We start from the raw sequence: 26,073 nt of genomic DNA, 5'->3' as shown, positions 1-26,073 counted from the left end.
CAGGTTTTCTGCGCACACAGAGCCGAACGAGAGGTGCCCCTGCTCCCTCTTCCCGCCCGCTCCGCGCCCGCCCGCTCCGCGCCCGCTTGCTCCTCAGGCTGATCGCGAATCACGAACTTCGGTTTAGCCCGAGGCTGCTTCCCCCAACAATTGCCCTCTCCTCGGGCGCGAACGCATGGTGTGCAACGCACCCGTTCCGAGCATGGAACGAACGGGAACCGCTCCGCGCCACTGCACGCCCGAAATCGCGAGCCCGGAGCGCCCATGGCTCACGCGGCGGACGTACTCCGGCGGTAGCGTCCCGGGCTCATCCCCGTCCAGCGCTGGAAGGCGCGTCGCAGGGCTCGTGCATCTGAATAGCCCACGCGCTCCGCGATACCCGCGACGTTGAGCGAGTCGTCGGCAAGCAGCCGGCGGACCTTCTCCAGGCGGACGCCCTCGGTCACTTCGCGGAATGTCCGCCCCTCGGCCTTGAGTCGGCGCTGGAGGCCGCGCGGGCTCATCCCCAGGCGCGCGCAGACACTGGCGAGCGACGGTTCTCCTCGCTCCACCTCCTCTTCCACCTGGGCCTGGAGCCGCTCACGCCAGCCCACGGGGGGCGTCGCCTCGCGTGCCAGCAGGTCCACGTGGCGAAGGAGCAGGGCGTGCAATCCGCCATCCGCCTGGCGCAGGGGAAGGGAGAGCATGTCCCGGGGCAGCGTGAGCGTGCAGGACTCCTGACGGAAGGCCAGTCGCGTCGTACCGAAGGCCTCGGCGAGGACGTTCCGCCCGCGCGGGGCCGCCTGGGTGAAGCCCACCTGGAAGGGAATCAACGGCTGGCCAGTGGCCTCGCGCGCGAAGGTCAGGAGCCGCGCGAGCGTGAACTCAGCCTCCTGCCGTCCAGGCCCGGCGGGGCGGTTCGGGCAGCGGTAGCGCAGCGTCGCGCGGCTCTCCGACAACGTGAGATTGAGTTCGGCGCCATCATGCAGCAACCGCAAGTGACGGCTCGCGAGGTGGAGCCCCGCCCCCAGGGTCGCGGCGGTCCGGCACAGATAGTCGAAGAGGTCGAACTGGCCGGGCTCGAAGGTCGTGGCCAGATGGAGCCCGAAGTGCGGGTCGCCGACAGCCGCGGCGGCATTCTCCCAGAGCAGGTCGCCACGGTGCAGGGCGATTCGCGTGTGCGCGTCCGTCAACCGTGTCCGGTCCACTCCGGCACGGCGAGCCACGGCGTCGGCGTTCGCGCCCTTCGCCGCGACCGTGTCCAGGATGAGCCGGGGCAATCTCGTGGAGACACTGGGGGTGGCCATGGCGATGCCCTCGTCTTCCGGACGCTACGCACAACACGGAGCAGGCTCAAGCGAGCGAGGTGGCGCAAGAGGTCCCCTCTTCGTCGCCAGCGGTCCCTTCCGAGCCACGGGGCCCGGCGCTACTCACTGGCCATGCGAACCCCTCCGTCAGTTCCCCTCGACGCGCGGCTCCGGGCGGAGGCCCCGGGCCGATTCATCGCCCTGAGCGATGGGCAAACACACTACCTGCTGGACGGCCCCGAAGGCGGCTCCACCGTGGTGTTGATTCCCGGTGCCACACTGCCGCTGTTCATCTGGGAGCCCCTTGTCGAGCCGCTCGTGCGCGCGGGGCACCGGGTGCTGCGCTACGACTTGTTCGGCCGAGGGTATTCGGACCGGCCGAAGGTGAGGTATGGCCCGGAGCTGTATGAACGGCAGCTCACGGAGTTGCTGGCCGCGCTGGGGCTCCACGCGCCGGTGCATCTGGTGGGACTCGCCTTCGGCGGGCTGCTGGCGGTGGAGTACGTGGACCGGAATCCCGAGCGCGTCCGGAGCCTGTGCCTCATCGAACCGGATGGCTTCGGAACGAAGCTGTCGCTCGGGGTCCGGCTCATGCACGTGCCCGTGTTGGGTGAGGCCCTCTTCGCGGTGATGGGCGAGCGGCAGCTGCGAGCACGGCTGCCGGGCTATTCACGCCGCCCCGAGCTGATTCCGGAGCTGGAGGCTCGCTTCCTGCCCTCCACGCGCATCGCGGGATTTGGCCACGCGCTACTCTCGACCCTGCGACACATGGCCATCCACACCGCGGCGCCTGTCTTCCACCGTGTGGCCAGGCGCCACATACCCACGCTGCTGCTGTGGGGCCGCGACGACCGAATCACGCCCCTCCACATCGCCGAAGAGGTCCACGCGGCCCTGCCTCACGCGGAGTTCCACATCATCGACGACGCCGGGCACCTGCCCCACTATGAACGTCCCGCCGCCGTGGCCCCATTGCTCACTGAGTTCCTCGCGAAGCCCCGCCCCGCGGCTTGAGGCCGCACGGTCGAGCTGCTCGGCCAGGATGAACCGCCACGTGACTGTGTGCGGCCATGGCACCGCTGGCGCACGTTGGCCGAGCCCTACCGCCTCGCGAGCCGTGCTTCGATGCCCGGCTGAGACCCTATGCGACACCGGCACAGGACGGCGCGAAGCGCGTGGGCGGTTTCTTCGCCCCCCGCACGCGGCCCGGGCTGTTCCTGCGCAACCAGTTCTACCGGATGCTCACCCCAGGTCCAATGAGGAGTGGCGGCGCTGACGGTTGCTCCCAACGCTGACTTCTTCAACAGCTTGCTAGCGCGCGCTGCTCTCCGAGTGCTCCGCCCGGGAGTTGGCGAAGAGCGTCTTCACGAAGTCGAGGAACACCCGTACCCGGGAGGGCAAATGCCGGCCGGGCGGGTGCAGCAGGTAGATGGGGCGCTCCTCGCGGGCGTAGGTGTCGAGCACTGTGACGAGCGCGCCCGTGGCCAGCTCTCGCGTCACCATGAAGTCCATCATCCACGCGATGCCGAGCCCCATCGCCGCGGCGTCGCGCAGGGTGGCTCCCTGGCTGACATGGAACGCTCCGCGCGGCGCGACGCGTGTGATGCCCTCTGGGCCCTTGAAGCGCCACTCACCAACGATGCCCTGGCGCAGGAAGCCCAGGCACTGGTGATGCGACAGGTCCGAGGGCATGGCAGGTGTCCCGTGCTGCTTCAGGTAGGCCGGCGCTGCCACGGCCACCATCCGGGTCATCGCCAGGCTGCGCGACACCAGCCTCGAATCTGTCAGCGGTCCCATTCGGATGAGCACGTCGGCGCCCTCGGTGATGGGGTCCACCACCTCGTCCCGCATCGTCAGATGAATCTCGACGCCTGGGTAGGCCTGGAGAAAGCGAGGCAGGGCCGGGGTGAGCACGAGCTGCCCGATGACCTGCGGCACCTCCACGCGCAAGCGCCCCGTGGGGCGGTTGCGGGAGCGGGCGAGCGACTCCTTGGCTTCACCCAACTCCGCCAGGATGTGCTGGCAGCGCGCGTAGAAGTCACACCCGTCATCCGTGAGCCTGAGCGCTCGCGTCGTCCGCTGGAAGAGGCGCACTCCCAGCTCTTCCTCCAAGCGGGCGATGCGGCGGCTGACGGCGGAGGCGGTGATGTGCAGCCTGCGCGCCGCTTGCGTGAAGTTTCCGTCCTCCACGGCACGGACGAAGGCGTCGATGTTGGAGAGCGAGGGCAGTGACATACGGGTACGGATTGATGCGTGGGCCGCATGGATGATGTGTTCGAGGCTCACTCGCACTCTACCAGCGCACACGGCACATCTCTCCGCGTGGTTCATGTGGGCCCACGGAAGCGGGCTCGAGTCGCGAGAGGAGTGCGTCATGACGGGGTCGCAGTCGATGTTCCAGGGGTGCATGGGCCGCTCGGTGAAGGCCTCGCTCGCGGTGTTGCTGCTGACGAGCGCTCACCACGTCTACGGTGGCCTCCTCTACGGAACGCCATGGCGACTGCACATGGTGGGGGTCGCCGCCGTCACCACCGGAATCCTCCTCGCCTCGCTGAGGGTGCTGCGCCCGAGTCGAGGGGGATTGCGCGGGGAGCTGGCCTTCGCCGTGCTCACGCTGACGACGCTCGCGGTGCCGGTCGGGATGATTGGTGCGTTCGAGGGGCTCTACAACCACGTCCTGAAGGATGTCCTCTACTTCGGTGGTGCGCCCACGGACCTGCTGTCTCAGCTCTTCCCACCGCCCACCTACGAGCTGCCGAACGACGTTCTCTTCGAGCTGACCGGTGTGCTCCAGCCGGTCCCAGCGGGGCTCGCGCTCCTGGCGCTCGTTCGCGCTTTCCGTGAGCGATGGGCGAGCGCCCCCGGGCGGGCGAACCGCGATGTGGCGGAGGTGCCGTGACATGGCCGCGCACAAGGGCTCCATCGTCATCGTGGGGGGCTACGGACAGGTCGGGCAGGCCGTGGCTCGCGTGTTGGCTCCGACCTTCCCGGGACGGGTGCGAATCGCGGGACGCACCCACGTGGTGGTGATGTGGACGCCAATGGTGTGCGGCTGGCGGAGTTCCACAATGCCGCCGGTCAGCCCCTGCGCCTCTTGCGCCCGCCCCCACGCGGCCCCGTCTTCCTGAGGCGCGTGGAGGACGAAGCCGAGTACCTGCTGCCCACCACCCAGGACGTCGTCCACCTGGAGTCCCTGTCCGCCGAGGCGCCCCGCGTGGCCTCGCGCGGCGCGGCGCACGCGGCCTTCCAGCACATCTTCACCCTGCCATTCGGACGCGATTTCGTGGCGGGCTTCGAGCCACGGCCGCCCCCACTCACGCTGGTGGAGTCGGACGGGGGTGGCCCATGGAGCTGGAGGAAGCCGCTGGGGTGGGGTGCGCTCACACTCGGGACACTCTCCCTGGGTGCTGGCGCATGGGCCACGCTGGAGGCGAAGAGCCAGCGCGACGGCATCACCTCGGACCTGCCGCAGCAGGAGGTCGCCCGGCGCAACGGCCGCATCCACGACCTCAACACCACCAGCGGCCTGCTCTATGGCGCGGGAGGACTCGCGGTGCTGAGCGGCGCGTTGCTGCTCCTGTGGCCCGACACGCAGTCCCTGCCCGTGGCCGCGCTGGGCCCGGACGGTGCCGCGTTGGGGCTCGCGGGCGTGTTCTGATGCGTCCCGCGCGCACGGTCCGACGTTCCCTCCCTCCGGGACCTGGTGACTCCTCGGATGAGGCCATCCCGTTGAATTGAGCGTCTGGCTCTGCGACCTGCGTCTCCAGGCCCCGTTATGGGGGGGCAGCATCCCGTTGGGGGTCTTCGCGAGGGGTGGTGCGTCTTTCCATGAGGGGAACTGGTGAAACATCAGCTTGGTCGTCTGTCTCTGAGTCGTTCTTCCGCGCGGTGGCTGTTGCGGTTCGCCTGCCCCCCGGGATTCTTCCCTGACATCCGGTGCGCCATCCTTCTTGGCTCCTGGGTCCTCGCCGCGTGTGGAGGAGGAGGAGGGGAGAAGCCACCGCCGACTCCTCCGGCAAACAAGGCCCCGGTCGCGGTGGCGGACAGGGTGAGGACCGACGAGGACACCGCCGTGGTCATCCCGGCGACCACGCTCGTCGCCAACGACACCGACGCGGACGGCGACTCACTCGCTGTCACCGCCGTTGGCAATGCGACCCAGGGCACCGTGACGCTGGCGGGCGGCAATGTCGCCTTCACCCCGGAGTCGAACTTCTTCGGGATGGCGACGTTCAATTACACGGTCAGCGATGGGACGAACACCAGCACTTCGACGGTGACCGTCACCGTCCAATCCGTGAATGACGCTCCCGTTGCCAGCGCCGATTCGGCCGTCACCCGAATGAATGGCGGGCTGACCCTCCCGGTGGCGAAGCTCCTCGCCAATGACAGCGATGTGGAGGGTGATGGGCTGACGGTGAGCCAGGTCGCGAACGCGGACCACGGCACGGTTGAGCTCCTCGGCGACGAGGTGAAGTTCACACCGACGCCCGGGTTCGCGGGCGCAGCCAGCTTCGAGTACCAGGTGTCCGACATTCACGGCACGACCGCGACCGGCTCGGTCGCCGTGCGCGTCCGTGACGATGTTCCGAACTCGGTGGTCGCCGGGCCGCTGCACACCTGCGCGGTCTTCCAGGACGGACGTGTCAAGTGCTGGGGCTTCAACGAATATGGTCAGCTCGGGCTCGAGGATGAGGCCAGCCGTGGGGACGCCCCAGGTGAGATGGGCGGCTTGCTCCCGTTCGTGCGCCTTGGCGCGGGTCAGAAGGTGACGTCGCTTCACCTCGGTGCCTACTACACCTGTGCGCTCCTCGAGCGTGGCGCGGTCAAGTGCTGGGGGTGGAACGTCGCTGGCATGCTCGGGCTCGGGGATACGGAGCGCCGAGGCGATGCTCCCGGAGAGATGGATGATGCGCTGCCGCCGGTGGACCTCGGCACCGGGCGGACCGCGAAGGCGCTCGCCGCCAACGGCAGTGATTACACGTGTGCCATCCTCGACGATGACACGGTCAAGTGCTGGGGTGACAATCAATATGGCAAGCTCGGGCTCGGCGATATGAGGAGCCGCGGAGATGGCCCGGGGAAGATGGGTGATGCGTTGCCGACGGTGGACTTCGGCGCGGGGCGGACCGCGAAGGCGCTCGCCGCGGGTTCTGGTCACACCTGCGCGCTCCTCGATGACGGCTCCGTCAAGTGCTGGGGTTACAACGCGTTTGGCCAGCTCGGGCTCGGCGATAAGGAAGATCGTGGAGATGGCCCGGATGAGATGGGTGACGCACTGCCCCCGGTGGAGCTCGGCGCGGGGCGGACCGCGCGGGCCATCGCCGCGGGTGGCTATTCCACGTGTGCGCTTCTCGATGACGGCTCCGTCAAGTGCTGGGGTTACAACGAATATGGCCAGCTCGGGCTCGGTGATGCGGAGCCCCGAGGAGACGGTCCCGGGGAGATGGCTGCCGCGCTGCCCCCGGTGAACCTCGGCACGGGGCGGACCGCGAAGGCGCTCTCCTTGGGTGCATTCTACACCTGTGCGCTCCTCGATGACGGCTCGGTCAAGTGCTGGGGTTCCAACGAGAGTGGCCGGCTTGGGCTCGGCGATTCGAAGAACCGCGGTCAGCTCCCAGCTCAAATGGGCGACGCGCTGCCTCCGGTCAACCTCGGTACGGGCCGAGCCGCGACGTCACTCACGACGGGCTCCCACACCTGTGTCACCCTCGACGATGGCGACGTCAAGTGCTGGGGTGACAACGACTATGGCCAGCTCGGGCTCGGCGATACGAAGACACGCGGAGAGAGCCCGGGTGAGATGGGCGCCGCCCTCCTGGCCGTCGATTTCTAGCGCCTGGTTCGATAGGGAAGACGTCGGCCCGCCTGCTGCGTTCTGACAGCAGGAGGGCCGGCGCATGGGGGTGGGTGAAGAAGGACGATGAGCAGCGCATGTCCTTGGCAATCGGCTACGCTGCACCGGCCGGGTTCGAAAGAGCAGCGGCGTCGTCAACCTGTCCATCGAACCGGATACCGCCCACTTCCCCAGGACATACGAAAGGTGCGGCGATGCAACCGAACCATTTCAGAGCACGCCTCTCCGGATCGCGCGCTATCGCGACCACGCTCGCATTCATATGCGCCGCCTGTTCGAGCGAACCGCAGGAGCGCCCTCCAGCCCGCGCTCCGAGCTCCACGGCAAGCCAACCGCGCGCCGCGCAAGTGCCTCCCTCGCCAGCGCCCGTCGCGCAAGTGCCTCCTTCGCCCGCGCCCGCCGCGCGGGTGCCGCCTTCGCCCGCTCGCGACCCCTCGCTGCTCATCGCTGACCCCGCGGAGCTGATCCTCCTGGAGCGGCAGGGGCTGGCCTTCGGTCAGCAGCTGGGCGCTCCGGCCGAGGACGCGCAGAGCCTCCTCACTTCGCCACGGTATGCATCCTTCGTCGCGGTCATCGAGCGCGACCTTGCCGAGCTTTCCAGTCGGGACGGCGTCGCCTTCAGCCAGTTTCCGCTCGACACCCAGCGCCTGAACTACGTCTTCGATCCGAAGTGGCTGCGCTCGCCCCACGCGCGCTTCCAGCTGGTGGGCGTGGTCAACCGGCTCGACATGCGCTTTTCGACGCCCAAGGAGTGTGGCCAGCTCCGGCTGATCTATCGCCTCTCACTCCAGCCGAAAGGCCGGCCCGTCGTCCGCCTGCCAATGACCGTCAACGTCATCCGGCCGTTGCCCATGGGACCGGGCGCGAGCTGCGGGGCGATCGCCAGACAGTGGCGCGAGCTGCCGGTGAGCGCCTCCGAGCGAACCGTCGCGGTGGGGCGGATGGTGACCCAACTGCCGCCCATGAGCCGCCTCGAGACGAACTTCCAGAATCTGCACGGGCCGGGAACCCCCGAGGCGGACGACCACGCGGAGTACGTCCTCAGGGCCTTCGACGTGAGGGCGAATCGCCTCATCCCACGGCCGCTCCTCAACACGCCTCGGGCGGACCTCAATCCGGCGGAGCGCAAGGCGCTGACGGACTGGATGGTGAAGAGCTTCATGGACATCGACGCCGGGCGCTCCGTCATTCCGGACCGGTTCCTGGCCACGCGGGCCATCTCGGTGAGCCCCCGAGGGCTCTCCAGGCCCGCCAATCGCGTCTTCAGCTCCCTCTTCAAGGCAGAGGTCGACTCGCGTGTGTTCGCCGAGCTCCCCTATGCCAAGGCGAAGCTGGTTCGCTCCCCGAGGGGCCTGCTGCGACGGCTCGACGGCTTCACGTGTACAGGCTGCCATCAAAGCCGGTCCGTGGCGGGCTTCCACCTCCCCGGCGAGGAGCGAGACCCGAACCAGACGTTCAACGCCCTCGCGGTCGGCGTCTCGCCGCACCTGCATGAGGAACTCGGCTGGCGGGCACGGATGCTCGCGAGCGTGGCGGACGGGACGACCTTCGCTGAGCCGCGACCGTTTCCCGAACACCCCACCTCCGCTGGCTTCTACGGCTCACATTGTGGGCTCGGAGATCCAACCTTCGCGGACTGGACGTGCCAGACCGGGCTCAAGTGCCGCGACAGTCATCACGACGAAGTCGGGTACTGCGCGCCCGCGATTCCGACCTCCGGCGATGCGTGTGAGAATGCCCGAGTGGTCGCCCGCCCGGGTGCGAGCGGCGACCAGATCGTCGCCGATCCACCTGAGGTGTGTCAGGGGCAGTCCTCGGACGCCATTCCGTGCATCGCCAATCGCTATGGGTTCCCGCTCGGGTTTTGCACCGTGCCGTGCGCCCAGCCCGGCGCGCGCTCGGGCTCCTCGGTGTGCGCGCCGATGCTCGTCTCCGGCTATGAGCAGGTCTGTTTTCCGCAGGAGGACCCGATTGAAGACTGCGTCCGGAAACAAGGGCTCGTGGCGGTCATGACCACGCGCACCTGTTCCGTCGACGAACCCTGCCGCGACGACTATGGCTGCAGCCGTTACCCAGGCAGCGCTCCTGGAACAGGCGCGTGCGTGCCTCCATACTTCTTGTTCGACTTCCGGGTCGACGGGCCCAGGCTCGACCGCTGAATGGCTGTCTGCCTCGTTTGGGCCAGGCACCATGGTAGAAGGTCTCAGACTTGGCTCCAGGCCGGTTGGTCGGCTCCTTCGACGCAATCGCTGGAGTGAGCCCTGGAGGTTGTTCGTGCGTACGGGTCAGTGGTTGGTAGGGAATGCGAGCCGCATGCTTCTGATGTTTTGTCTCGCTTTCGTGGAAGCGGCGCATGCGCAGGTCCAGGTGCGGCTCAAGTCGGAGTCCGCGGGCACGATTCCCGACCAGTTCGTCGTGGAGTTCACCTACAAGCCGCAAGCGCGGCCCAGGTTGTTCGTGAACGACGTCCTCGTCTACCGGCATCCCGTGAGCAGCCCCGAAGAGGACATGGAGCCCGAGCTCCGGCGGGGCTTTCCCATCCAGCACTTCGTGGTGCCGGGGAAGAACACCCTGCGGGTGGAAGTCGACGGCCATGCGGAGACGGTCCAAGGCAAACTGCAAAAGCTCACGGTGAAGGTGGGCAAGGACCGAGCGCTGGCCGAGACCTACTCCGACGTGGGGAACATCCAGGTGAAGGTCCCGCTCACGTTCAAGGCACCCACGAAGCTGAAGCCCCCTCTCTGGCGGACAGGCCAGAAGATTGTCTGGAGCGACGCGGAGAAGAATCAGGTCCACGCAAAGATCGTCGAGTTGCAGCAGTTGCTCCAGGCGAAGAAGTTCGAGGATTTCACAGCCCTCCTGGCGGGCCCCATCCAGGAAACCGTCCGTCTGACGGGAATCGCCAATGCGAAGAAGCTGACCCAGAGGGAGATGATGGAGTGGGAAGAGCTATCGCAAGCCAGTGACTGGGCGGTCCGCAGCCCCTCTCTTGAGGCGCTGGACTGCACGCTCTACGGGGGCGGTTGGCTGGTCGAATGCCTGGAGAAGGGGACGGACCACACGCTCCAGTTCACCGCGAACGAGGTCAGGGAAGGCCGCCGGGTCATGTGGATGAAACGAGACGCTGGCTACAGCCTGTATACGAAAGTCAGCCTCTTCTGAGCCCTTCGAGGTGCTGCGGTCTCCTGGTGGGTGCCGGTCACGTCCCGAATCTTGTGTAATTCGTCGAGAGGGGCGGGGAGGCGCGTCTCTCTACGTGTGTAGAGGGCGAACCGGGACGAGAGGGAATCAGCGGCTCGAACAGGCTCTACCGTTCATCCGTCAGGTCCACTGGCCAGCTTCGGGCATGACCATCTCTTTGGTCGATCAGCGGCCCGCCCTCCGCCCCCGGGCTTGCTCGCTCAATTTCGAGGCCAGCTCTAGTTCAGGCAGTTGGACTTACTGCGACCCCGGTGCGTGTGTTGCGGCTGTCTTGCCGACGCACTTTTTGTTGATGCAGGCGCCGACGCACTGTTTCGGGCAGTAGTAGTCTGCTACGCCGTTGCATTGGATGTATGCTGCATTGAGCAGGGCACGACTTTCTGGGCTTTGCTGCCATGTTCGAGATACTGAAAGGCAGCATCCGTCATCGATTAGTCGCACATCTTCCGCATGGCAGTCGTCGTCTTCTGTGCAATCCGTGTGGCTTCTGGCCTCCAGCTCAAGGGTTGCACGTGCTCTGCTGCATTCGTTGCTGTCCGCCCTGTCTGAGGCACGATTGTCAGATGCGGCCCTGGTTGTCTGGGCTGTGCAGCCGGATATGAAGATTGCGGCAATTATGGGCCAGATGTGGTGGGTGTTCGTCATGATTTTCGACCAAGCTGGCAATGTAATCGGAAAGTGGGCGCTTCCGAAGGCCGTGGGTTGAAGTTGCCCCGGTTCCGCGCTTTCGTCATCAAGCGGCAGCGCGGTGCTTCTTCTCGTAACCAGTGGGTGACTCGCAGTCGAGCGCGGAGCGCCCGGGCGACGGCATGGGAGGACGCCCAGCACGAGCAGCCCGGCGACGCTTGTTTGCTCCCATCGCAACTCCTCGGATTCGAGCGTTGCTACGACCCGTTGAATCCACCGACGTTCCGGTGCCCGCCCGAATACACCCCGTATGTCCCCAGGGGGGAGATGCTCCGCTCGCGCGCCTCGCTCACTCGCCTTGACGCACCCATGCCGCAGCGGCCGTCAGACCGCCGGGCATGGTCCGCTAAGGCAAGCGAAACGCGTTACGGCGTACGCGGCGGCCCGAACCATCGGGTCAAGGCCTCACGCAGGCCCTGGTTCGTGCCCTCACCGACCCACGCGACGTGACCGTCCGGTCGAATCAGCACCGCAACGGGTGCAGTGACCGCGCCGAGCGCCGGGAGTTCCCACTCCCCCGTGTAGCGAGCAGCGACCCTCCGAACGCGGTCCGCCCAGGGCGTGACGTCGAGAGTGCCGGACTCGCCCAGGTCGAGCAGCACCGGCCGCGCGTCGTGCAACAGGTGGAACACGCGCCGGGGGCCGTCGGGGGTGGCCAGGTCAAGGTCCGGCATGCGGCGCCCGACCAGCGGGTGTCCGCTGCCCAGCTCGTAGTGGACGTCCAGCCCCGACATCATCGCCGCGTACTGCTTGCGAGGCCCGTCCATCTGCAGCAACTCAGCCAACGTCTCGCGCACGGCGTCCATTCGCGCGTCACCTCGGCTCAGCGCGGTCTGCGCCATGGTCTTCCGCAGCGCACGGGCCGCGACGGGGTGCCGCTCGGCCTGGTACGTGTCGAGCAGGTTCTCAGGCGAGACGCCGCGCACGACCTGGGCCAGCTTCCACCCCAGGTTCACGGCATCCTGCACGCCCAGGTTGAGTCCCTGTCCGCCCATGGGCGAGTGCACGTGGGCCGCGTCGCCGGCCAGGAGCACCCGTCGGTCCCGGTAGGACGCCGCCTGCCGCGTCATGTCGGTGAACCTCGAGAGGGACGTGGCGCGGCGCAGGCCGTAGTCCGTCCCGTAGAGCGCGACGAGCCCCTCGCGCAGCCCCTCGAGGGTCGGCGCGTCGCCCGTGCCGACCTGCTCCTCTCTCAGCACGACGCCCACGCGGCCGTCCTCCAGCTTGCCCATGGCGTAGGTGCCCTTCTCATCCCGGCGGATGCCGAACGCCGGCGCTCCGGTCATCTCGACCTCGGCGATGAGGTAGCTGATCGACGCATCCCACCCCGGGAACTCGATGCCCGCAGCCTTGCGAACGAGGCTGCGACCCCCGTCGCACCCGACGAGGTACTTCGCCCGCAACGCACGGCCGTCGGACAGCTCGACGTCGACGCCGGTGTCGTCCTGCGCGAAGCCCGTCACCTCGCACCCACGGTAGATGGGCACCGCCAGCTCGCCCACCCACTCCGCCAGGATGTGCTCGAAGCGCTCCTGCAAGAGCGCGAGTCCATGGTTGTGACGTGTCGGGAAGTCGCTGAGGTCCAGAAGCGTCTGCCCGAACGCGACGTTCTGGACTGCTTGCCCTTGCGAGACGAAGCGCTCGACGACCCCGCGCTGATCCAGCACCTCCAGGCTGCGCGCGTGCAGTCCGCGCGAGCGCGAGCCGGTGACCTCCTGATTGGCGCGCCGCTCGACGATGGCCACGTCCACCCGCGCCAATGCCAGCTCCGCCGCCAGCATCAGCCCGGTCGGGCCCCCTCCAGCAATCACCACCTCGTGTTGTGTCACCACGTTCGTGTGCATCCCCTGGCCTCCTGCTTCGGGAGTGAAACGGGTGATGGTGGAGCATGACCGGGGGGGCTTGCGGCAATCGCCGGGGTCTGGCATTTGATGGCAGTGGAGAGAGCGGCGAGGGCTGCCATGGCTCCTCCAGCGGCCCGTCGCGGACCCCCAAAAGCGCGCACGCGTGGCCTTCACTCATGGCACTGACGCACTGCATGAAGTGGCCTTGGTGCCCCACACGGGACCGGGTTGTCTGGCTCGGTGGCGATGCGGTATGCGCCGCGTCGGTAGCCTCCTCGCCAGGGATGGCGCGGCTGCTATCCGGGTGATGGTGGATGGGCGTCAGTCGGAGCGAGGTCTACCTGGAGGGCCCCGTCGAGAAGCAGACAGGCCGCCACGCAGGCGGGGATTTGCTGGCCCGTTGCTGCGAGCATGGGCGCGCTGCTCTTCTGCCCTGGGGGGCTCAATGCAAGCCAGTCTGAAACTTCACCCAACACGGTTCTCCACCGCGTCGCCTCGTGCCTTGCTGCTGGCGGTGACGGTGCTGGGGCTGTTGACGGTGCCGTCTGTCGCGCACGCACTCCTGCTCATCACCTGTCCGGCCGGAACGACGCAGGTGGCCTATTCGCCCGGAATGACGAATACGCCGCGGCTCATCCAAGGCGTGGGGCATGAGCTGTCAGGGATTTGCACTGGACTGGGGCTGCCCATGGGGGTGAGTTCGTTCACGACCAGCTTCGTGGGCGAGGATATGGTGTCATGTACAGCGTTGTTCACCGCCAGCGAGGGTGACCAGACGTTTGTGTGGAGCAACGGGGCAACCAGTACCTGGCATTTCACGGCCACGGTGGGAACCAGCGTGGGCGGCCAACGCGTCACCACCCTGCAAGGGCCCATCACGTCTGGACTGTTCCAGGGTGCGCAGGTGACGCAGGTGGTGACCTTGCTGAACCTGGACCTGGCGGCATGTAGCACGGAGGAGGGGCTCACCTCCGCGAGTGGGACGTCGACGTATCTCTTCTCGGCCCTGTAGCGATGCCGGGCCGCTCGTGCGCGCCTCGCTCGCATTGGCGCACGGAGCTGTGCGCCCAGCGCGAGTTCCGACGCTCGAATTCAACCCGCTGACCGTGTCCGCTTCGACAGGGGCAACTCCGCGCTCGTGGCCCCTGTCCTCGGGGCCATCCGTTCTCAATTGCCGTGAGGCGTGAGCGCGGCCCGGATGAGCACCAGGGCCCGCTCGCGAATCCGGGCCGACAGGACGTCCTCCGCCTTCGCATCGAGCGAGCGATAGGCGAGAGGAAACGCCAGCTCCAGGTCCACCCGCACGTCGAGGACCACTTCGTCGAGCAGCGTATCGACCTGGTCGCGTCCGCACTTGGAGAGGGCGCTGGCGATCCTCGCGGGGTTGACCAGTCGCGCGGCCCACTCCTCGAGCGTCTCCATCGAGAGGGACTGGTGGGGACTCCACGCCTCGCTCTCGTCGAAGCGGCCCTCACTGAACTCGTCGATCTTCCGTTTGACGGAGGCACGGGTGCTGGGGGAGGCGCGCAGCTCGCTCTTGATGACCAGCCCCTCCGCCACGTTGTCGGGGATGGGTGGCAGCCCCAACACGCCGGGAACCCGCGTCGGATACCGCGTGGGGACGCTGTCCATGTCGCCGCGAGTCCCTCGTCGAAGCACGGGAGGCGTCATGAGTCCCGCTGCCTTGGCCGCGGCCTCCAGCTCCGGATGGGCCAGCAAGGTGCCCTCGTCTTCGTCATCCCGCACGAGCAGGACGTCGAACGGCGACCAGCGCAGCTCCGGCGCATACCAGATGCCGGTCTGCACGGCGGACAGCCCCGGCACGGGTGGCACCTCCGGATGCGGATAGTGCCCGCCGAAGAGCTCTCCGTAGAAATACACGGTGCCGGTCGTGGCCCCCAGCGACTGTGCCATCTGCTCGGCCGCGGAGCCCAGTTGCGCCCGCATGAGCTGCCAGCCGAAGAAGGACTCATCCTCGGTCAGCCAGGCCTTGCGCTTGCCGAACCAGACCTGTCCAGCCCGCACGGCGATGACGAGCTGCGCGCCATGAATCTTCTCCAGGGCGATCCACGGGCCACCCGGGCTGGGCGCTGACTTCGGTTGACCCGCTGCGGGCATCTTCGCGTAGGTCCGAAATGAAGGAGGCGGCACCATGCCCGGCAGAATGCCCGAAGTGGCCGCGCCGCGCTGCCCCGGTCATTCGGACGCGGCAGGGGAGTTGTTTCCAAATCCGCGTCGCCGACACAGGAACGCGCCGGTCTCCGCGCGCCTCGCTCACTGGGATTGACGCACCGCCGTATGGGGCCTTGACGCGCTCCTGATGCGGCAGCCGAACTTTGGCCAGACACAACCATCCCGGCCTGGTTTCATCAAGGAATTCATCTCTTTCTTGCTTGGAGCTGCTTGCTGAAATGGTGGGAACTCCAAGGGGTGCGACCACCGAAATCGACCCCATCCCTCTTTCAATTCAAGACGCATCCGACGATGATGTCGACGATTGGCGCAATGCTAATCTTCAATGTGGGGGAGAAATATGACGCGGCTTTGCAGGTATTTGCTGACAACATCCCTGTCCGTCCTGGGTTTGACCGCCTGCGGCAACGTGGCTCCACCGGACGAGGTACAGAGCAGTACTCGCCAGGATGAGGTGGTCGCAGAGGCTGTGCCACTCCCGCTCCCTCTCGGCTGTCTCCTGACCTCACTGGATACAGACCAGGATGGCGTCTGCGACATCGTGGAGGTAGTGTTTGGCACCAATCCGAACAACGCTGACACGGACGGGGACCGCCTCAGCGACTACGTGGAGTTGTTCGGCTTCGGCGGCGTGGATTTGAGTGCCCTCGGCGCCAACCCGCGCAAGAAGGATATCTTCGTGGAAGTGGACTACCTTCCCGGCCTCCTGCCGACCCAGGACACGCTGAACAGCGTCATCACGGCTTTCGCCAAAGCGCCGGTGAGCAACCCGAATGGGTCCACGGGCATCACGCTGCACCTGGTGGTGAGTCAGGAGATCGCCGCCGCGGACGTGGACCTGGACTTGAGTCCTGTCTGGACCGACTTCGACACGATCAAGGCCAAGTACTTCGCCGCGAGCCGCGCGCCGTACTTCCATTACATGCTGTTCGCGCACCGATACAACGGGGGCAACTCCAGCGGCATCTCGCGCGGGCTGCCTGCCCAGGACTTCGTGGTGTCACTGGGCTTTTGGGGCGGCGTACCGAACGTGGCGGTGGCTGGCACCCTGATGCACGAGTTGGGACACAACATCGGCCTGGACCACGGTGGCAATGACGGTGCCAACTACAAGCCCAACTACCTGAGCATCATGAACTACGAATACCAGTTTCATGGGTTCGTCATTGACAACATTGGCGGCGTGCTCGACTACTCGCGTGTGCGGGTTGCTGCCTTCAGTGAGCAGAATATCCTTGAGACTTCTGCGTTCGCGCCCATTGCGCCTACCACGGAAGCGGACCTTGACCGCATCGGCGGAGTGCGCGTCAACGGCGTCAACATTTTTGGCCATGCAGGCAACTTCCTCGACTTCAACAACAATGTCCAAGTCGACAACGGCGCCTATTCGTTGGATTTCAACCGCAACGGCTTCGCTGGGGATGTATTCCCCGCGGCGCAGAATGACTGGTTGGCCCTGATCTACGACGGCGGCGGCCAGATTGGCTTCGCCACGCCGGGCATCTCCCGGCACCTGGACCGCGAGGCGCCTTTCCTCGTGACCCCCGAGAAGATGGAGCCCTGCCTCACCGTGGACCTGGCGCGCGCTCCGTAAGTCCGCCTCCCGTCGCGGAAGAGTCGAATCCCACCGCCGGGGCCGCCTGCACGGGCCCCGGCGGGTGTGTCTGCCTGGGAGCATCGAGGAGAGGACGCAACGGGCCCGCCACGGAGGTGGATGACCTGCCCCGCGGTTTTCGGACCCTCTGAAGCTCGCGAGGATGCCGTCTCCCGTCCACACGGAGGCAAGTCAGTCGACCTTCCACAGTCGGAGGGCTTCCTCCGCGATGATGTCGGGGTTCTCCTCCTGGAAGAACAGCTTCCCGCCCGGCACGAAGCGAATCCCCTGGGAGCCGGGGAACGTGCGGTCGAGGTAGTGCGCGTCCTCGTTCGAGAAGATGTCGTCGCTTGCGCCCCAGACGATGCGGACCGGGATGTGGACGCCAAGGAGCTTTGCCTCGATTCCCGCCAGCGGGTTGGGGAGAAACGCCTGGTGGAAGGCGTGGTACTGGGCCTGCCGCTTCGGCGAGCTCACGACGGGCGAGGCGTAGGTTTCGATGACCTCGTTGGTGAGGGTGTTGGGGTTCTGGAAGACAGCCGCGCCGAACGTCGAGCGGGCCATGGCCGGGTCGGTGAGCCACGCGGCGGTGTCGGCCGCGAGCGTCCCAGCGCGAGCCAGCTCAATGGCCGGCATGACCTTGGGTGGAGGGCTGTTCGGCTCGGTGTCGCAGTTCGTCAGGAGGAGTGTCCGGACCCGCGCTGGGAACTTGACCAGGAAGAGCTGGGCGACCGCGCCTCCGCTGTCACTGGCGACGATGTCGACCTGAGAGGCGCCGAGCGAGTCGAGCAGGGCCGCGAGCATGTCCACCTGGGCCGCGGCGGCCAGTGACTGGTGCTCGGGGACCTCCGAGTAGCCCAGGCCCATGAAGTCAGGAGCGATGCAGCGCCGGAGGTCGCACAGCCGGTCAAACGCGCCGCGCCACTGGAAGCCATTGAGGGGGGCGCCGTGGAGGAACAGGGCCACCTCACCCGAGCCTCGCTCCACGTAGGCAATCTTTCCGAACGAGAGCGGGGCGAAGCGTCGTGCCGCGCGCCAGGTCGCCGCGTCCGTCACTGGGACCGCCGTGACGCCAGCCGTGGTGGAGCGGGACTCCGGGTGGGATGCACAAGCGCCGAGCGTGCTGGCCGCGAGGGTCATGGCCGCGAACTTGAGGAAGAACCGACGTCTCATGGGGAGAACTCCAGTGGGAGAGAACGTGTCAATGATTGCAGTGAGCTCGCGTCGGCGCGCGCATGCCTGGCCGTTCTCGAGCACAAACGGATGATCTTCCGTGTTGCGGCACGGCAGCCCCAAGGAGATGTTTCCCGGGATGACTGATCGACCCTCGTGCTACCCAAGCCTTCCGGCCGCGCTGCTGAAGAGCCACGGCCCGGGGCGCACGCCGTTGCTCGACGTGCTCACGTCTCCGGTTCCGTCGGGTCGGTTCGACTCGCCGGTGGATGACCGCCATGTCCTCTGTCTGCATGTGGGGGAGCCGGTGCCGGTGACGTATCGCGTGGGGAAGGCCGAGCGTCAGGCGGCACGCATCCACGGTCAGTTCTGCGTGGTTCCGGCGGGGTCGAGCACGCGGTGGACGTTGTCGGGCCCGGCCCGGTCGTTGCTCCTGCGGCTGACGCCCGCGCTGATGAGGGAGGCCGCGGAGGCCAGGGGGTTGGGGGCGCAAGGGGCGGAACTGGATCCGGCCATCCACATCCGGGACGCGCAGGTCGAGCGCATCGGCTGGATGATGCAGGCCGAGGACCACGATGGATATCCGGGGGGGAGGCTCTTCGTGGACAGCCTGGCGACGGCGCTCGCCGCACGGCTGTTCGCGTTGCAGTCTCCCACGGAGGACTTGGCGCCCAGGCGTCGCCATGCATTGCCGGCGTGGCGGCTGCGGCAGGTGGTCGAATACATCGAGGCGCACCTGGACGAGGAGCTGACGCTGGCGGAACTGGCGGGGGTGGCGGGGTTCAGCCTGTCTCACTTCAAGCCGCTGTTCAAACAGGCCACGGGACTGCCGGTTCATCGGTTCGTGCTGGAGCGTCGCGTGGAGCGCGCACGGCTGCGCTTGATGGAAGGGCGCAAGAGCCTGACGGAGATTGCGATGGAGGCGGGCTTCTCACACCCAAGCCACATGGCTCGCTGCCTGCGCCGCTTCCTGGGCATGAGTCCGACGGAGATCGCCCGGGCGTCACAGTGAGGTCGCGGGAGAACGAGCGAAAGAGCCAGCGCTTCCGGAGGTAGCCACCCCGCAAGGAATGGCGCGGCTGCTCTCCGGCTGAATGTGGAGGAGCGTCAGGAGTGAGCAAGGACTCCCTGGAGAGCCTCCGTCGAGAAGCAGACAGGCCGCCACGCAGGCAGGGAGTTCCTGGCCCTTTGCTGCGAGAATGAGCGCACTGCTCTTCTTCCCTGGGGGGTTGAATGCAAGCCAGTCTGAAGCTTCATCCAACGCGGTTCTCCTCCGTGTCGCCTCGTTCCTTGCTGCTGGCGGGGACGGTGCTGGGGCTGTTGACGATGCCGTCCGTCGCGCACGCGCTCTTGCTCATCACCTGTCCGGCCGGAACGACGCAGATGACCTATTCGCCCGGATTGACGTATACGTCGAAGCTCATCCAATACATGGGAAGTGAGCTGTCAGGGGTTTGCACTGGAGTGGGGCTGCCCGCGGGCGTGAGCTCTTTCACGACCACCTTCACGGGCGAGACCACGGCGTCATGTGTGACGTTATTGGCCACCGATGAGGGTGACCAGACCTTTGTGTGGAACAACGGAGCAATCAGTACCTGGCATTTCACGACCATTGTGGGAACCAGCGCGAGCGGCCAACGCGTCCTTACCCTGAAAGGGCCCATCACGTCTGGGCTGTTTCAGGGGGCGCAGGTGACGCAGGTGGCGACCTTTCTGAACCTGGACCTGGCGGCATGTAGCACGGAGGAGGGACTCACCTCCGCGAGCGGGCCGTCGACGTATCTCTTCACGGCCCTGTAGCGACGCCGGGCCAGGCCCCGAACCATGTGGAGTGGGTTCGGAGAGGACGACTCAGGCCTGACGCCTGCTCCCGTCGCGCGAGCTGGCCGCGTCAGCGTGGCGTCGGGATGGGGTATGGCGAACGCTGATGCGAAACCCGTTGGACGTACGCTCCGCTGGCTGCGAGGGACAAGGTGCGGTAGGTATCGCAGTCCATCAATACGCGCTGGTCGGGACCGGTTGGCACCGGCGCATGACGCGGTGAATGGTGACCATGTCTTTGAATGCCTACGAACTCTCTGCTGGCCTGTTTGTCCGAGGACTGACCAACTTGAAAGCGCAGTTGGCGAAGGCCGAAGAACATGCCGCGGCCAGTGGCAGCGGTGAAGCGGTGTTGCTGGACGCGCGGATCTCCGCGGAAGGGCGCATGCACGGCGATGCGAGTAACTCGCCAGCGGACCTGCACATGTACACGCTCGCCGCTCAAGTCCACTGGGCCGCGGAGGGAGCCAGGTTGGCGATCGCGCAGTTGCTGGGTGCGCCCCGGGTGCCGGCCGCGAACGATGCAAAGAGCTTCGCGGAGCTGCACCAGCGGCTCGATGCGACGATTGCGTATCTGCGAGAGCTCGCGCCAGGCGACCTCGAAGCCGGCCTCGAACGAGAGGTCGTGATTGAGCACCGCCGTGGCTCGATGCGCTCCAGTGGCCACCAGTTTCTGATCGCCTTCGCGATCCCTCACTTTTTCTATCACGTGACCACCGCCTACGGCATCTTGCGCAACCAAGGCGTGCGACTCACCATGGGCGACTTCTTGGGCAACTGGGGGGCGAGTTGAGTTGAACTCCGCCCTCGCGGCCCTCGAACTCCTCGGCGCCCTCGAACCACTCCTGCGTCTCAACCCGCTTCGACATTCAGGCCAGGGTCCACGACAGGTTCCGCAGGCGCCTTGCGGCCTCGGGACCACGGCGCTGTGGCTGCAGGGCCACGCTTCTCGTGCATGATGTGCCCACTTCGGCGTGGCACAGGCATCGCAAGGGTACCAGTTCATGGGCATTCCAAAGACAGGGTGGCGAGGAGCGTGTCTCGCCCTGGTCATCACCGTTGCCGCTGGCGCCCGCGCAGCGGCTGAGACGCCGTGCGCAGTGCCCGGCAACCCCTCGACGTTGGTCTGTCAGTCGAATCCCTCGTACCCCCGCTCCGTGTGCCAGGAGGTCTGTACCCAGGGGTTCTGCATCCGCACGGATGAGCAGCAGTTCCAGGCCGGGAAGCGCGGGCTGTGTGTGCTTGCGCTCGATGCCCGGACGCGAGCGGTGACCGGCTCCTGGTCGCTGGGCCCCGGAAGCTTCGGTCGCCCGGGCCTGGACGTGTCGGCGTCGGGCATGGTGGACCTGACCGTGCTCGTCGGTGGTGCTGTCGGCCATGTCCGGCTCATCCGCACCCAGGAGGGGAAGCTCGAAGCCTCGGAGTCCCTCACGTTCCGTCCGCCGCTCGAGGGCCCGCCGCGTCCACCGCCCGAGGGCCGTTGCACCGTTCCGGGTCGCCGGCAGGAGGTCTTTGCCTGCACGGGCAAGGCGCCGTCCCCCGAAGTCGTCGACAAGGCCCGCGCCACCTGCACGAGTCCCGGGCACCCCGCATCGATGCTGAAGCCGCCACAGGGCGCGTGCTCCGCACAGGGGTGTCTGACGGTCGTGCCCGTGAAGAACGGCGCGTTGGATGCGGGCTGGTCGTGCCTGGTCTGGGTGGATGTGAAGGGGGCCGTCCATGGGCTCCCGCAGCCTCGCGTGTATGGGAACGCCTTCCAATGGGACGTGCGGGGAGAGACGCTCTGCGCGCACGTGGACGGGGGCTGCACGAACCGGGCGGCCTGCCTGCGGGAACTCTGCTACGCGGCGGCCCCGCCTCACCGACTTCTGCTGCCGAACCAGGGCTCGCCGCTGGAGTCGGACGGGGTGTACTTCGTGGGCCCCGCGGTGTCTCCGGTACGGGTGGATGGGACGCTCGATGACCCCGCGTGGGCCCAGGCTCGCGAGGTGGTGGCCGAGACGCGGGCCCACCTCCTGTACGGTCCGCGCGCGTGGCGCGGTCCTGAGGACTCTTCCGTCCGGCTCAAGCTGCTGCATGACGCGGACGGCATGCTCCTCGCCGCCCGTGTCCGGGACGACCGGGTGGTTCCGCTGGCGCAGGGCGTCCCAGCCGTCGGGACGGACCACCTGGAGCTCGACTTCGGCCGCAATGGAATCGAGGCCCCCCGGTACGCGCTGTTGCTGGGCGCGGACCGGAAGGTGTCCCTGCGGCAGTGGCGGGACCGGAGGGGACGTGAGGTCGACTGGCCCCTCGAGTCCCAGTGCGTCTGGGCCTCCGAGGACGGGGGCTATGCGGTCGAGTGCCGCATCCCGAATGGCGTCATCTTCTTCATCCCCGCGGTGCCCGGTCCGTCGTGGTTCTCCGTCTGGGTCTCGGACGCTGACCAGCCCGGGACGCAAGAGACGCTGATGGGACCGCTGCTGACTGAAAACTTCGTGAGCGAGGTGCCACCGACCCTTCAGGAGGCGCGCTCCATCGAGCAGCAGAAGCGGGCGAGGCTTCCATGAGTGGACAGCGAAGAATGGCGTTGCACTTCGCGCTGATGGGGTTCGTTGTCCTGGCTTCGCGCGCCTCCGCGGGCGAGGCCTGCCGCGACGTGGGAGAGGTGTCCGACGTGGTGTCGTGCATGACGGACCCCGAGGACTGGGAACACCTCTCATGTGACACGCGCTGCAAGAAGGACTACTGCGTCGCCCTGCGCAATGACTCCCCGCTGCCCGGCATGCCCGCGGACTGGTGCCTGGTGGTGACAGACCGGAAGGGCACGGTGACAGGGAGCCTGGCGCTCACCGGGACCGAGGACGCGAAGGTCACCCGGGCGAGCGAGGCGGGGGGCATCGACGTGCGGGGACGGGACGAAGCGCGTCGCACGTTCGTGCTGCGCTCGAAGCGCCGGAAGGACGGCTCGCTCGTGGAGCTGGCTCGGACGACCGAGCGCGGGCCCACGACGGCTCTCACGCCCCTACCCGAGCCGAGACCGCAGCCGAAGTCGAAGCCGCAGGAGGCCTACTGCTCCATCGAGCCGTCCAATAGCGAGCCCACGCTGGCGCCTCCCACCTGCACGGGGCGAAAGCCGGCGGCGAGCTTCCTCCAGGAGGCTGCGAAGCTCTGTGCCACGTCGGCGGGCGCGGGCGAGCAGCCGGTGTCCGCGGTGGGCTCCTGCTCGGCGTCGGCGTGCATCGCGCTCGGGGCCGATGAGGGGGTGTGGGAGTGCGTGGTGGGGCAGTCGGACGGAGGCGCTCCGCATGTCCTCAAGTTCGCCGAGGTGTTGGGGTCCTCTGGCCTGACCGGAGTCGCGCTGACGGGCACGACGGTGTGCGCGACCTTCGTCCAGGGCGGCGGGAGCGGTGGCGACATCGTCTCGAGCGCCTGTGTCCTCATCGGCTCGCCGGACCGACTTGTGCTGCCGGCTCCGCCGTCACGGGTCGCCTTCCTGGACGAGGAGGGCTACCACACCGTCCCCATGAAGGCCGAGCCCACGGTGGATGGGGACATCGCGGGCGACGCGGCGTGGGGGCCGGTCCAGCCGCTCCCGGCGCTCACCGACTCGAATGTCATCCATGGCCTGGGTGCGTGGGAGGGCCCTTTGGATGCGTCCGTCACGTGGCGGCTGGCACAGGGGGCCGACGCGCTGTACCTGGCCGCGCAGGTGGGCGACGACCGGGTGACGCCGGCTCGGCCTGGCTTGAGTCCCGTCTTCGCGGACCACCTGGAGCTCCGTCCGTACTACGCGGTCGTCCTGGAGCCGGAGGGCCACGCGTCCCTGCGCCAGTGGAGGGACTTCCGGGGGACCCGTGTGGACTGGCCCGTACGCGGCGCACGGTGCCGGTGGCGGGCGCGGCAGGGAGGCCAGGACATCGAGTGCCGGCTTCCCTTCGGCGCGGTCGGTGCCCTTGCCGTGCCTCCGTCGCGCCAGGACCTCCTGCTGGTGTTCTCGGATGGGGACGGCGAGCCGCGCCAGAAGTCCCTGGTGGGGACGCGGGTCGACCTGTGGCTCTGGAAGGAATTGCCGCCCTCGATGGAGGACGCCATCTACCTGAAGCAGACCTACCCGTGAGCCTCGGGTCGCGGGGGTGGGGATGGAGTTGCCCCTGTCAAAACGGACACGCTCAGTGGGGTGATACCGCGCGCCGGGGCTCGATGGGGGAACGCAACTGCAGCCTCGTGTGAGGATGCATGGGGTTGTCGTCGTCGAAGCACCCGGGCAATGGCGGTCCGGTTCGAGGCGCCGGACCGCATCGCCGGGTGTCGTCGGTGTGCTCGCTACTTCGAGCAGACCGTCACCTTGAACTCATCTTCGATGCCCGAGGAGTAGGAGAGCGGGGCATAGGGCCCTCCGCCCTTGTAGGTCCCCGAGAAGCCCACGTCGTCGTAGAGCCGGCAGAACCCGCCGTCGCTCGCGACGCGCACGAGCGCTGCGCCACGGGTCGACTGCGCGAGCGGGATGCCGAGGTCGTTCTTCTCGACCATCATCGTGCCGGAGGTGCGGAGCTTCGCCAGCGTACCGCCGAAGGACTTGACCTGTCCGGAGACCGAGCCGTTGAGCTTCGCGTCGCTCGTGGACCTGGCCTTGGGGAAGCGATCAACCCGGCTCGCGGCGGCCAGTACCTCCTTGAACTTTCTCGCCTGGGCCTCGAGCGGCTTGAAGTGCTCGGCGCCGAGAGTCACGCCCGCAGAGGCGGTGAGCTCGGCGAACTCGCTGGCGACCTGCCTGGCATGCGCGGCGGGATCCTTGAAGCGCGCGCGAGCCAGACGCTGGAGAGCGCGCCATGCTGCTCGAGTGCGGTGAGCGCCTCCTGGTCGACCTTGAGCTGATCCTCGAGGCGCGCCTTCGCCGCGAGCGACACGTAGGTTTCGGCGACCTTCTGATGGTTGCCGGCGAGTTCGCAGACCACCTTCGGCTGCTTCGCGCGCCCTTCGTCCTCGTAGTACTTCTGAATCGTCGGGTACTGGCGGTCTTCACACTCCTCGGCGAGGGCGGGGAGCGCGAGGATCGCCTCCATGTCCTCCCGGACATGGCCGAGCGCGCCGCGCACCTGTCCGTCGAGGGCCATGAGCCCGGCCTGGATGGCGGCGCCGTGGCGATCACCGATGGTCGTGAACCGGGCGCGGCGCTCCGTGTCGAGCTGCGCCTCACCGCGGGTCGCGTTCACCTCCTCGCTCGCCTTCTTCCACTTCGCGCTGGACTCCGAGAAGAAGGTCTCGAAGCTCGAGGTGTCCCAGTCCTTGTCCTTCTCCTTGATGCGAGCGATGCGGGTCTCGACGTCATCGAGCATCTTCGCGATCTCGTCGAGCGTGTTGGAGTTCTTCCAGTCCGACTTCTCGAACTTCTTGGTGATGCTCTTCATCTTGACTTCGACCGTCTGGATGTCGGCCTTGGCGGGGCTCTTGTTCGCGATTGAAGGCGCGGCGAACGCCGTGCTCGCCGTCGCCAGGTGCATGACGACAGCAAGAACAAGGGCGGCGCGCGCGCTTCGGCTGGCGCGGCGCAGCTCGGAAGAGGGACGGAAGTTGGATCGCTCGAGCGACGGGGTCGACAAGTAGGGACTCCTGCTGGTTGGGATTGCGAGGGGCCGGGGGACAGCGAACCAGCGCTTTCGCGCTCACGTCGTCGCTGTGGCGCAGTCATACGAACCCGGTGCTGGCCGTGGCGGAGATTAGCCACGGGGGCCCCGCGCGCCAGCGAAATCCGTACTCTGAGTACAAAGAACCCAGGAAGCACCGACGGCCTCTGTTGGAGACGGGTGGCCCGCGGACGCGTCGCTCCGACGCTGGTGTTGCAGGCCGCCAGCCCCCTGACCGGGTGCTCCTCCGAGGAGGCTTCCTCCCTGATGCAGGGGGGCAGGTGGCGTCGGTACTCCACGTGTTCGGCAGTGACGGTGTCGTCGCGGTGGCGGACGCTCAGTAACCGTCCGGCGAGCGACGCGGCAGAGGCCATTGCAGGGGCGGCAGTGCGGTGGCCCCTGGCCCGAATGTCGGAGCGGGTTGAGAAGCAGGAGTGGTTCGAGGTCCTCGAGGAGTTCGATGGCAGCGGGCTGGCGCAGGTGGAGTTCTCACGGCATCGAGGAGTCGTGGGTGTACCGCCGTCGATGGCATTGGGCCGCGAGGGTGGAGCCGGTGCGACGGTTGCCTGTCCAGGTGAGAGTCCCGTCTGGGCCGAGCATGGGCATGCGTTGATGATGAGCCGGTGGTCCTTCCATGCCCCACCCTGCACTGGTACGGCAGCAGAGGCGCCAAGGACCTCCACTGGGTCAAGTCCCGAATCGTGTGTAGTTGGTTCGGAGGGGGAACGGGGGAGGAAGGCTCCTTGGCGGATTCATTCAGCGGTGTCTGGGTTTGAAGTCAGCAGGGCCATGTCGAGGTAGCGGCGGTCAT

Annotated in this window: 19 protein-coding genes; 12 read left to right on the top strand and 7 right to left on the bottom strand. The window is 67.3% G+C overall.

Going from position 1 to position 26,073, the window contains the following annotated elements; genetic code table 11:
- Positions 1–269: 269 nt before the first annotated feature.
- A complete protein-coding gene (locus tag HUA74_RS44425; protein ID WP_174459430.1) occupies positions 270–1,286 on the bottom strand; it encodes an AraC family transcriptional regulator in 1,017 nt (338 codons plus the stop codon).
- A gap of 132 nt (positions 1,287–1,418) precedes the next feature.
- On the opposite strand from HUA74_RS44425, the gene HUA74_RS44420 reads away from it, so the two are divergent.
- The gene (locus tag HUA74_RS44420) at positions 1,419–2,300 is read left to right on the top strand and encodes an alpha/beta fold hydrolase (protein ID WP_174459429.1); all 882 of its coding nucleotides are present in this window, start codon (positions 1,419–1,421) and stop codon (positions 2,298–2,300) included.
- Positions 2,301–2,597: 297 nt separating this feature from the next.
- Here the strand turns inward: HUA74_RS44420 and HUA74_RS44415 are convergent, their stop codons facing one another.
- Entirely contained in the window at positions 2,598–3,521 is a 924-nt protein-coding gene (locus HUA74_RS44415; protein ID WP_174459428.1) for a LysR family transcriptional regulator, read from the bottom strand.
- A gap of 139 nt (positions 3,522–3,660) precedes the next feature.
- Between HUA74_RS44415 and HUA74_RS44410 the strand changes: the two genes are divergently transcribed.
- The 5 genes from HUA74_RS44410 (at position 3,661) to HUA74_RS44390 (ending at position 10,305) form a co-directional block, all read left to right on the top strand.
- On the top strand, positions 3,661–4,185 hold the full coding sequence (locus HUA74_RS44410) for a hypothetical protein (protein ID WP_174459427.1): 525 nt from the start codon (positions 3,661–3,663) through the stop codon (positions 4,183–4,185).
- Positions 4,186–4,317: 132 nt separating this feature from the next.
- Positions 4,318–4,944, top strand: coding sequence for a hypothetical protein (locus tag HUA74_RS44405; RefSeq protein ID WP_254625552.1), 627 nt, complete (start codon positions 4,318–4,320; stop codon positions 4,942–4,944).
- Between the two features lie 183 nt (positions 4,945–5,127).
- On the top strand, positions 5,128–7,122 hold the full coding sequence (locus tag HUA74_RS44400) for an Ig-like domain-containing protein (protein WP_371817409.1): 1,995 nt from the start codon (positions 5,128–5,130) through the stop codon (positions 7,120–7,122).
- Positions 7,123–7,520: 398 nt separating this feature from the next.
- Positions 7,521–9,302 carry a hypothetical protein gene (locus HUA74_RS44395; RefSeq protein ID WP_174459425.1) on the top strand — a complete coding sequence of 594 codons (1,782 nt, stop codon included), beginning with the start codon at positions 7,521–7,523 and terminating at the stop codon, positions 9,300–9,302.
- A gap of 154 nt (positions 9,303–9,456) precedes the next feature.
- Positions 9,457–10,305, top strand: coding sequence for a hypothetical protein (locus HUA74_RS44390; protein ID WP_174459424.1), 849 nt, complete (start codon positions 9,457–9,459; stop codon positions 10,303–10,305).
- 1,091 nt (positions 10,306–11,396) lie between these two features.
- Here the strand turns inward: HUA74_RS44390 and HUA74_RS44385 are convergent.
- Positions 11,397–12,875: an FAD-dependent monooxygenase gene (locus HUA74_RS44385; protein ID WP_174459423.1), complete on the bottom strand. Its 1,479-nt coding sequence runs from the start codon at positions 12,873–12,875 to the stop codon at positions 11,397–11,399.
- 445 nt (positions 12,876–13,320) lie between these two features.
- On the opposite strand from HUA74_RS44385, the gene HUA74_RS44380 reads away from it, so the two are divergent.
- Positions 13,321–13,887, top strand: coding sequence for a hypothetical protein (locus tag HUA74_RS44380; protein WP_174459422.1), 567 nt, complete (start codon positions 13,321–13,323; stop codon positions 13,885–13,887).
- 155 nt (positions 13,888–14,042) lie between these two features.
- On the opposite strand, the gene HUA74_RS44375 is transcribed toward HUA74_RS44380, so the two are convergent.
- Positions 14,043–14,993, bottom strand: coding sequence for an RNA ligase family protein (locus tag HUA74_RS44375; RefSeq protein ID WP_254625551.1), 951 nt, complete (start codon positions 14,991–14,993; stop codon positions 14,043–14,045).
- Positions 14,994–15,393: 400 nt separating this feature from the next.
- On the opposite strand from HUA74_RS44375, the gene HUA74_RS44370 reads away from it, so the two are divergent.
- Complete coding sequence (locus HUA74_RS44370; protein ID WP_371817408.1) at positions 15,394–16,662, top strand: hypothetical protein; 1,269 nt, start codon at positions 15,394–15,396, stop codon at positions 16,660–16,662.
- Positions 16,663–16,854: 192 nt separating this feature from the next.
- On the opposite strand, the gene HUA74_RS44365 is transcribed toward HUA74_RS44370, so the two are convergent.
- A complete protein-coding gene (locus HUA74_RS44365; RefSeq protein WP_174459419.1) occupies positions 16,855–17,835 on the bottom strand; it encodes an alpha/beta fold hydrolase in 981 nt (326 codons plus the stop codon).
- 139 nt (positions 17,836–17,974) lie between these two features.
- Between HUA74_RS44365 and HUA74_RS44360 the strand changes: the two genes are divergently transcribed.
- The 4 genes from HUA74_RS44360 to HUA74_RS44345 all read left to right on the top strand — a co-directional run bounded on the left by HUA74_RS44360 (position 17,975) and on the right by HUA74_RS44345 (position 23,755).
- On the top strand, positions 17,975–18,847 hold the full coding sequence (locus tag HUA74_RS44360; protein WP_174459418.1) for a helix-turn-helix domain-containing protein: 873 nt from the start codon (positions 17,975–17,977) through the stop codon (positions 18,845–18,847).
- A gap of 1,032 nt (positions 18,848–19,879) precedes the next feature.
- A complete protein-coding gene (locus HUA74_RS44355; protein ID WP_254625550.1) occupies positions 19,880–20,449 on the top strand; it encodes a DUF1993 family protein in 570 nt (189 codons plus the stop codon).
- A gap of 307 nt (positions 20,450–20,756) precedes the next feature.
- Positions 20,757–22,205, top strand: a complete 1,449-nt coding sequence (locus tag HUA74_RS44350; protein ID WP_174459416.1) for a hypothetical protein — start codon at positions 20,757–20,759, stop codon at positions 22,203–22,205.
- A 14-nt stretch (positions 22,206–22,219) separates the two neighbouring features.
- Positions 22,220–23,755: a hypothetical protein gene (locus HUA74_RS44345; protein ID WP_174459415.1), complete on the top strand. Its 1,536-nt coding sequence runs from the start codon at positions 22,220–22,222 to the stop codon at positions 23,753–23,755.
- Positions 23,756–23,961: 206 nt separating this feature from the next.
- Here the strand turns inward: HUA74_RS44345 and HUA74_RS46275 are convergent, their stop codons facing one another.
- Positions 23,962–24,366, bottom strand: a complete 405-nt coding sequence (locus tag HUA74_RS46275; protein ID WP_254625549.1) for a hypothetical protein — start codon at positions 24,364–24,366, stop codon at positions 23,962–23,964.
- Positions 24,363–25,238, bottom strand: coding sequence for a hypothetical protein (locus HUA74_RS46270; RefSeq protein ID WP_254625546.1), 876 nt, complete (start codon positions 25,236–25,238; stop codon positions 24,363–24,365). The genes HUA74_RS46275 and HUA74_RS46270 overlap by 4 nt, the downstream gene beginning before the upstream one ends.
- Positions 25,239–26,073 lie beyond the last annotated feature (835 nt).

Source organism: Myxococcus sp. CA051A (genome assembly GCF_013336705.1).
Taxonomy (GTDB): domain Bacteria; phylum Myxococcota; class Myxococcia; order Myxococcales; family Myxococcaceae; genus Myxococcus; species Myxococcus llanfairpwllgwyngyllgogerychwyrndrobwllllantysiliogogogochensis.
Note: the sequence above shows the minus strand (reverse complement) of the source record. Positions and strands in the feature narration are given on the sequence as shown.

Bases quoted from the DNA above. Each gene is read 5' to 3' on its own strand.
- HUA74_RS44425 (WP_174459430.1), bottom strand. From the start codon at position 1,286: ATGGCCACCCCCAGTGTCTCCACGAGATTGCCCCGGCTCATCCTGGAC.
- HUA74_RS44420 (WP_174459429.1), top strand. From the start codon at position 1,419: ATGCGAACCCCTCCGTCAGTTCCCCTCGACGCGCGGCTCCGGGCGGAG.
- HUA74_RS44415 (WP_174459428.1), bottom strand. From the start codon at position 3,521: ATGTCACTGCCCTCGCTCTCCAACATCGACGCCTTCGTCCGTGCCGTG.
- HUA74_RS44410 (WP_174459427.1), top strand. From the start codon at position 3,661: ATGACGGGGTCGCAGTCGATGTTCCAGGGGTGCATGGGCCGCTCGGTG.
- HUA74_RS44390 (WP_174459424.1), top strand. From the start codon at position 9,457: ATGCTTCTGATGTTTTGTCTCGCTTTCGTGGAAGCGGCGCATGCGCAG.
- HUA74_RS44385 (WP_174459423.1), bottom strand. From the start codon at position 12,875: ATGCACACGAACGTGGTGACACAACACGAGGTGGTGATTGCTGGAGGG.
- HUA74_RS44380 (WP_174459422.1), top strand. From the start codon at position 13,321: ATGCAAGCCAGTCTGAAACTTCACCCAACACGGTTCTCCACCGCGTCG.
- HUA74_RS44375 (WP_254625551.1), bottom strand. From the start codon at position 14,993: ATGCCCGCAGCGGGTCAACCGAAGTCAGCGCCCAGCCCGGGTGGCCCG.
- HUA74_RS44370 (WP_371817408.1), top strand. From the start codon at position 15,394: ATGTGGGGGAGAAATATGACGCGGCTTTGCAGGTATTTGCTGACAACA.
- HUA74_RS44365 (WP_174459419.1), bottom strand. From the start codon at position 17,835: ATGAGACGTCGGTTCTTCCTCAAGTTCGCGGCCATGACCCTCGCGGCC.
- HUA74_RS44360 (WP_174459418.1), top strand. From the start codon at position 17,975: ATGACTGATCGACCCTCGTGCTACCCAAGCCTTCCGGCCGCGCTGCTG.
- HUA74_RS44355 (WP_254625550.1), top strand. From the start codon at position 19,880: ATGGTGACCATGTCTTTGAATGCCTACGAACTCTCTGCTGGCCTGTTT.
- HUA74_RS44345 (WP_174459415.1), top strand. From the start codon at position 22,220: ATGGCGTTGCACTTCGCGCTGATGGGGTTCGTTGTCCTGGCTTCGCGC.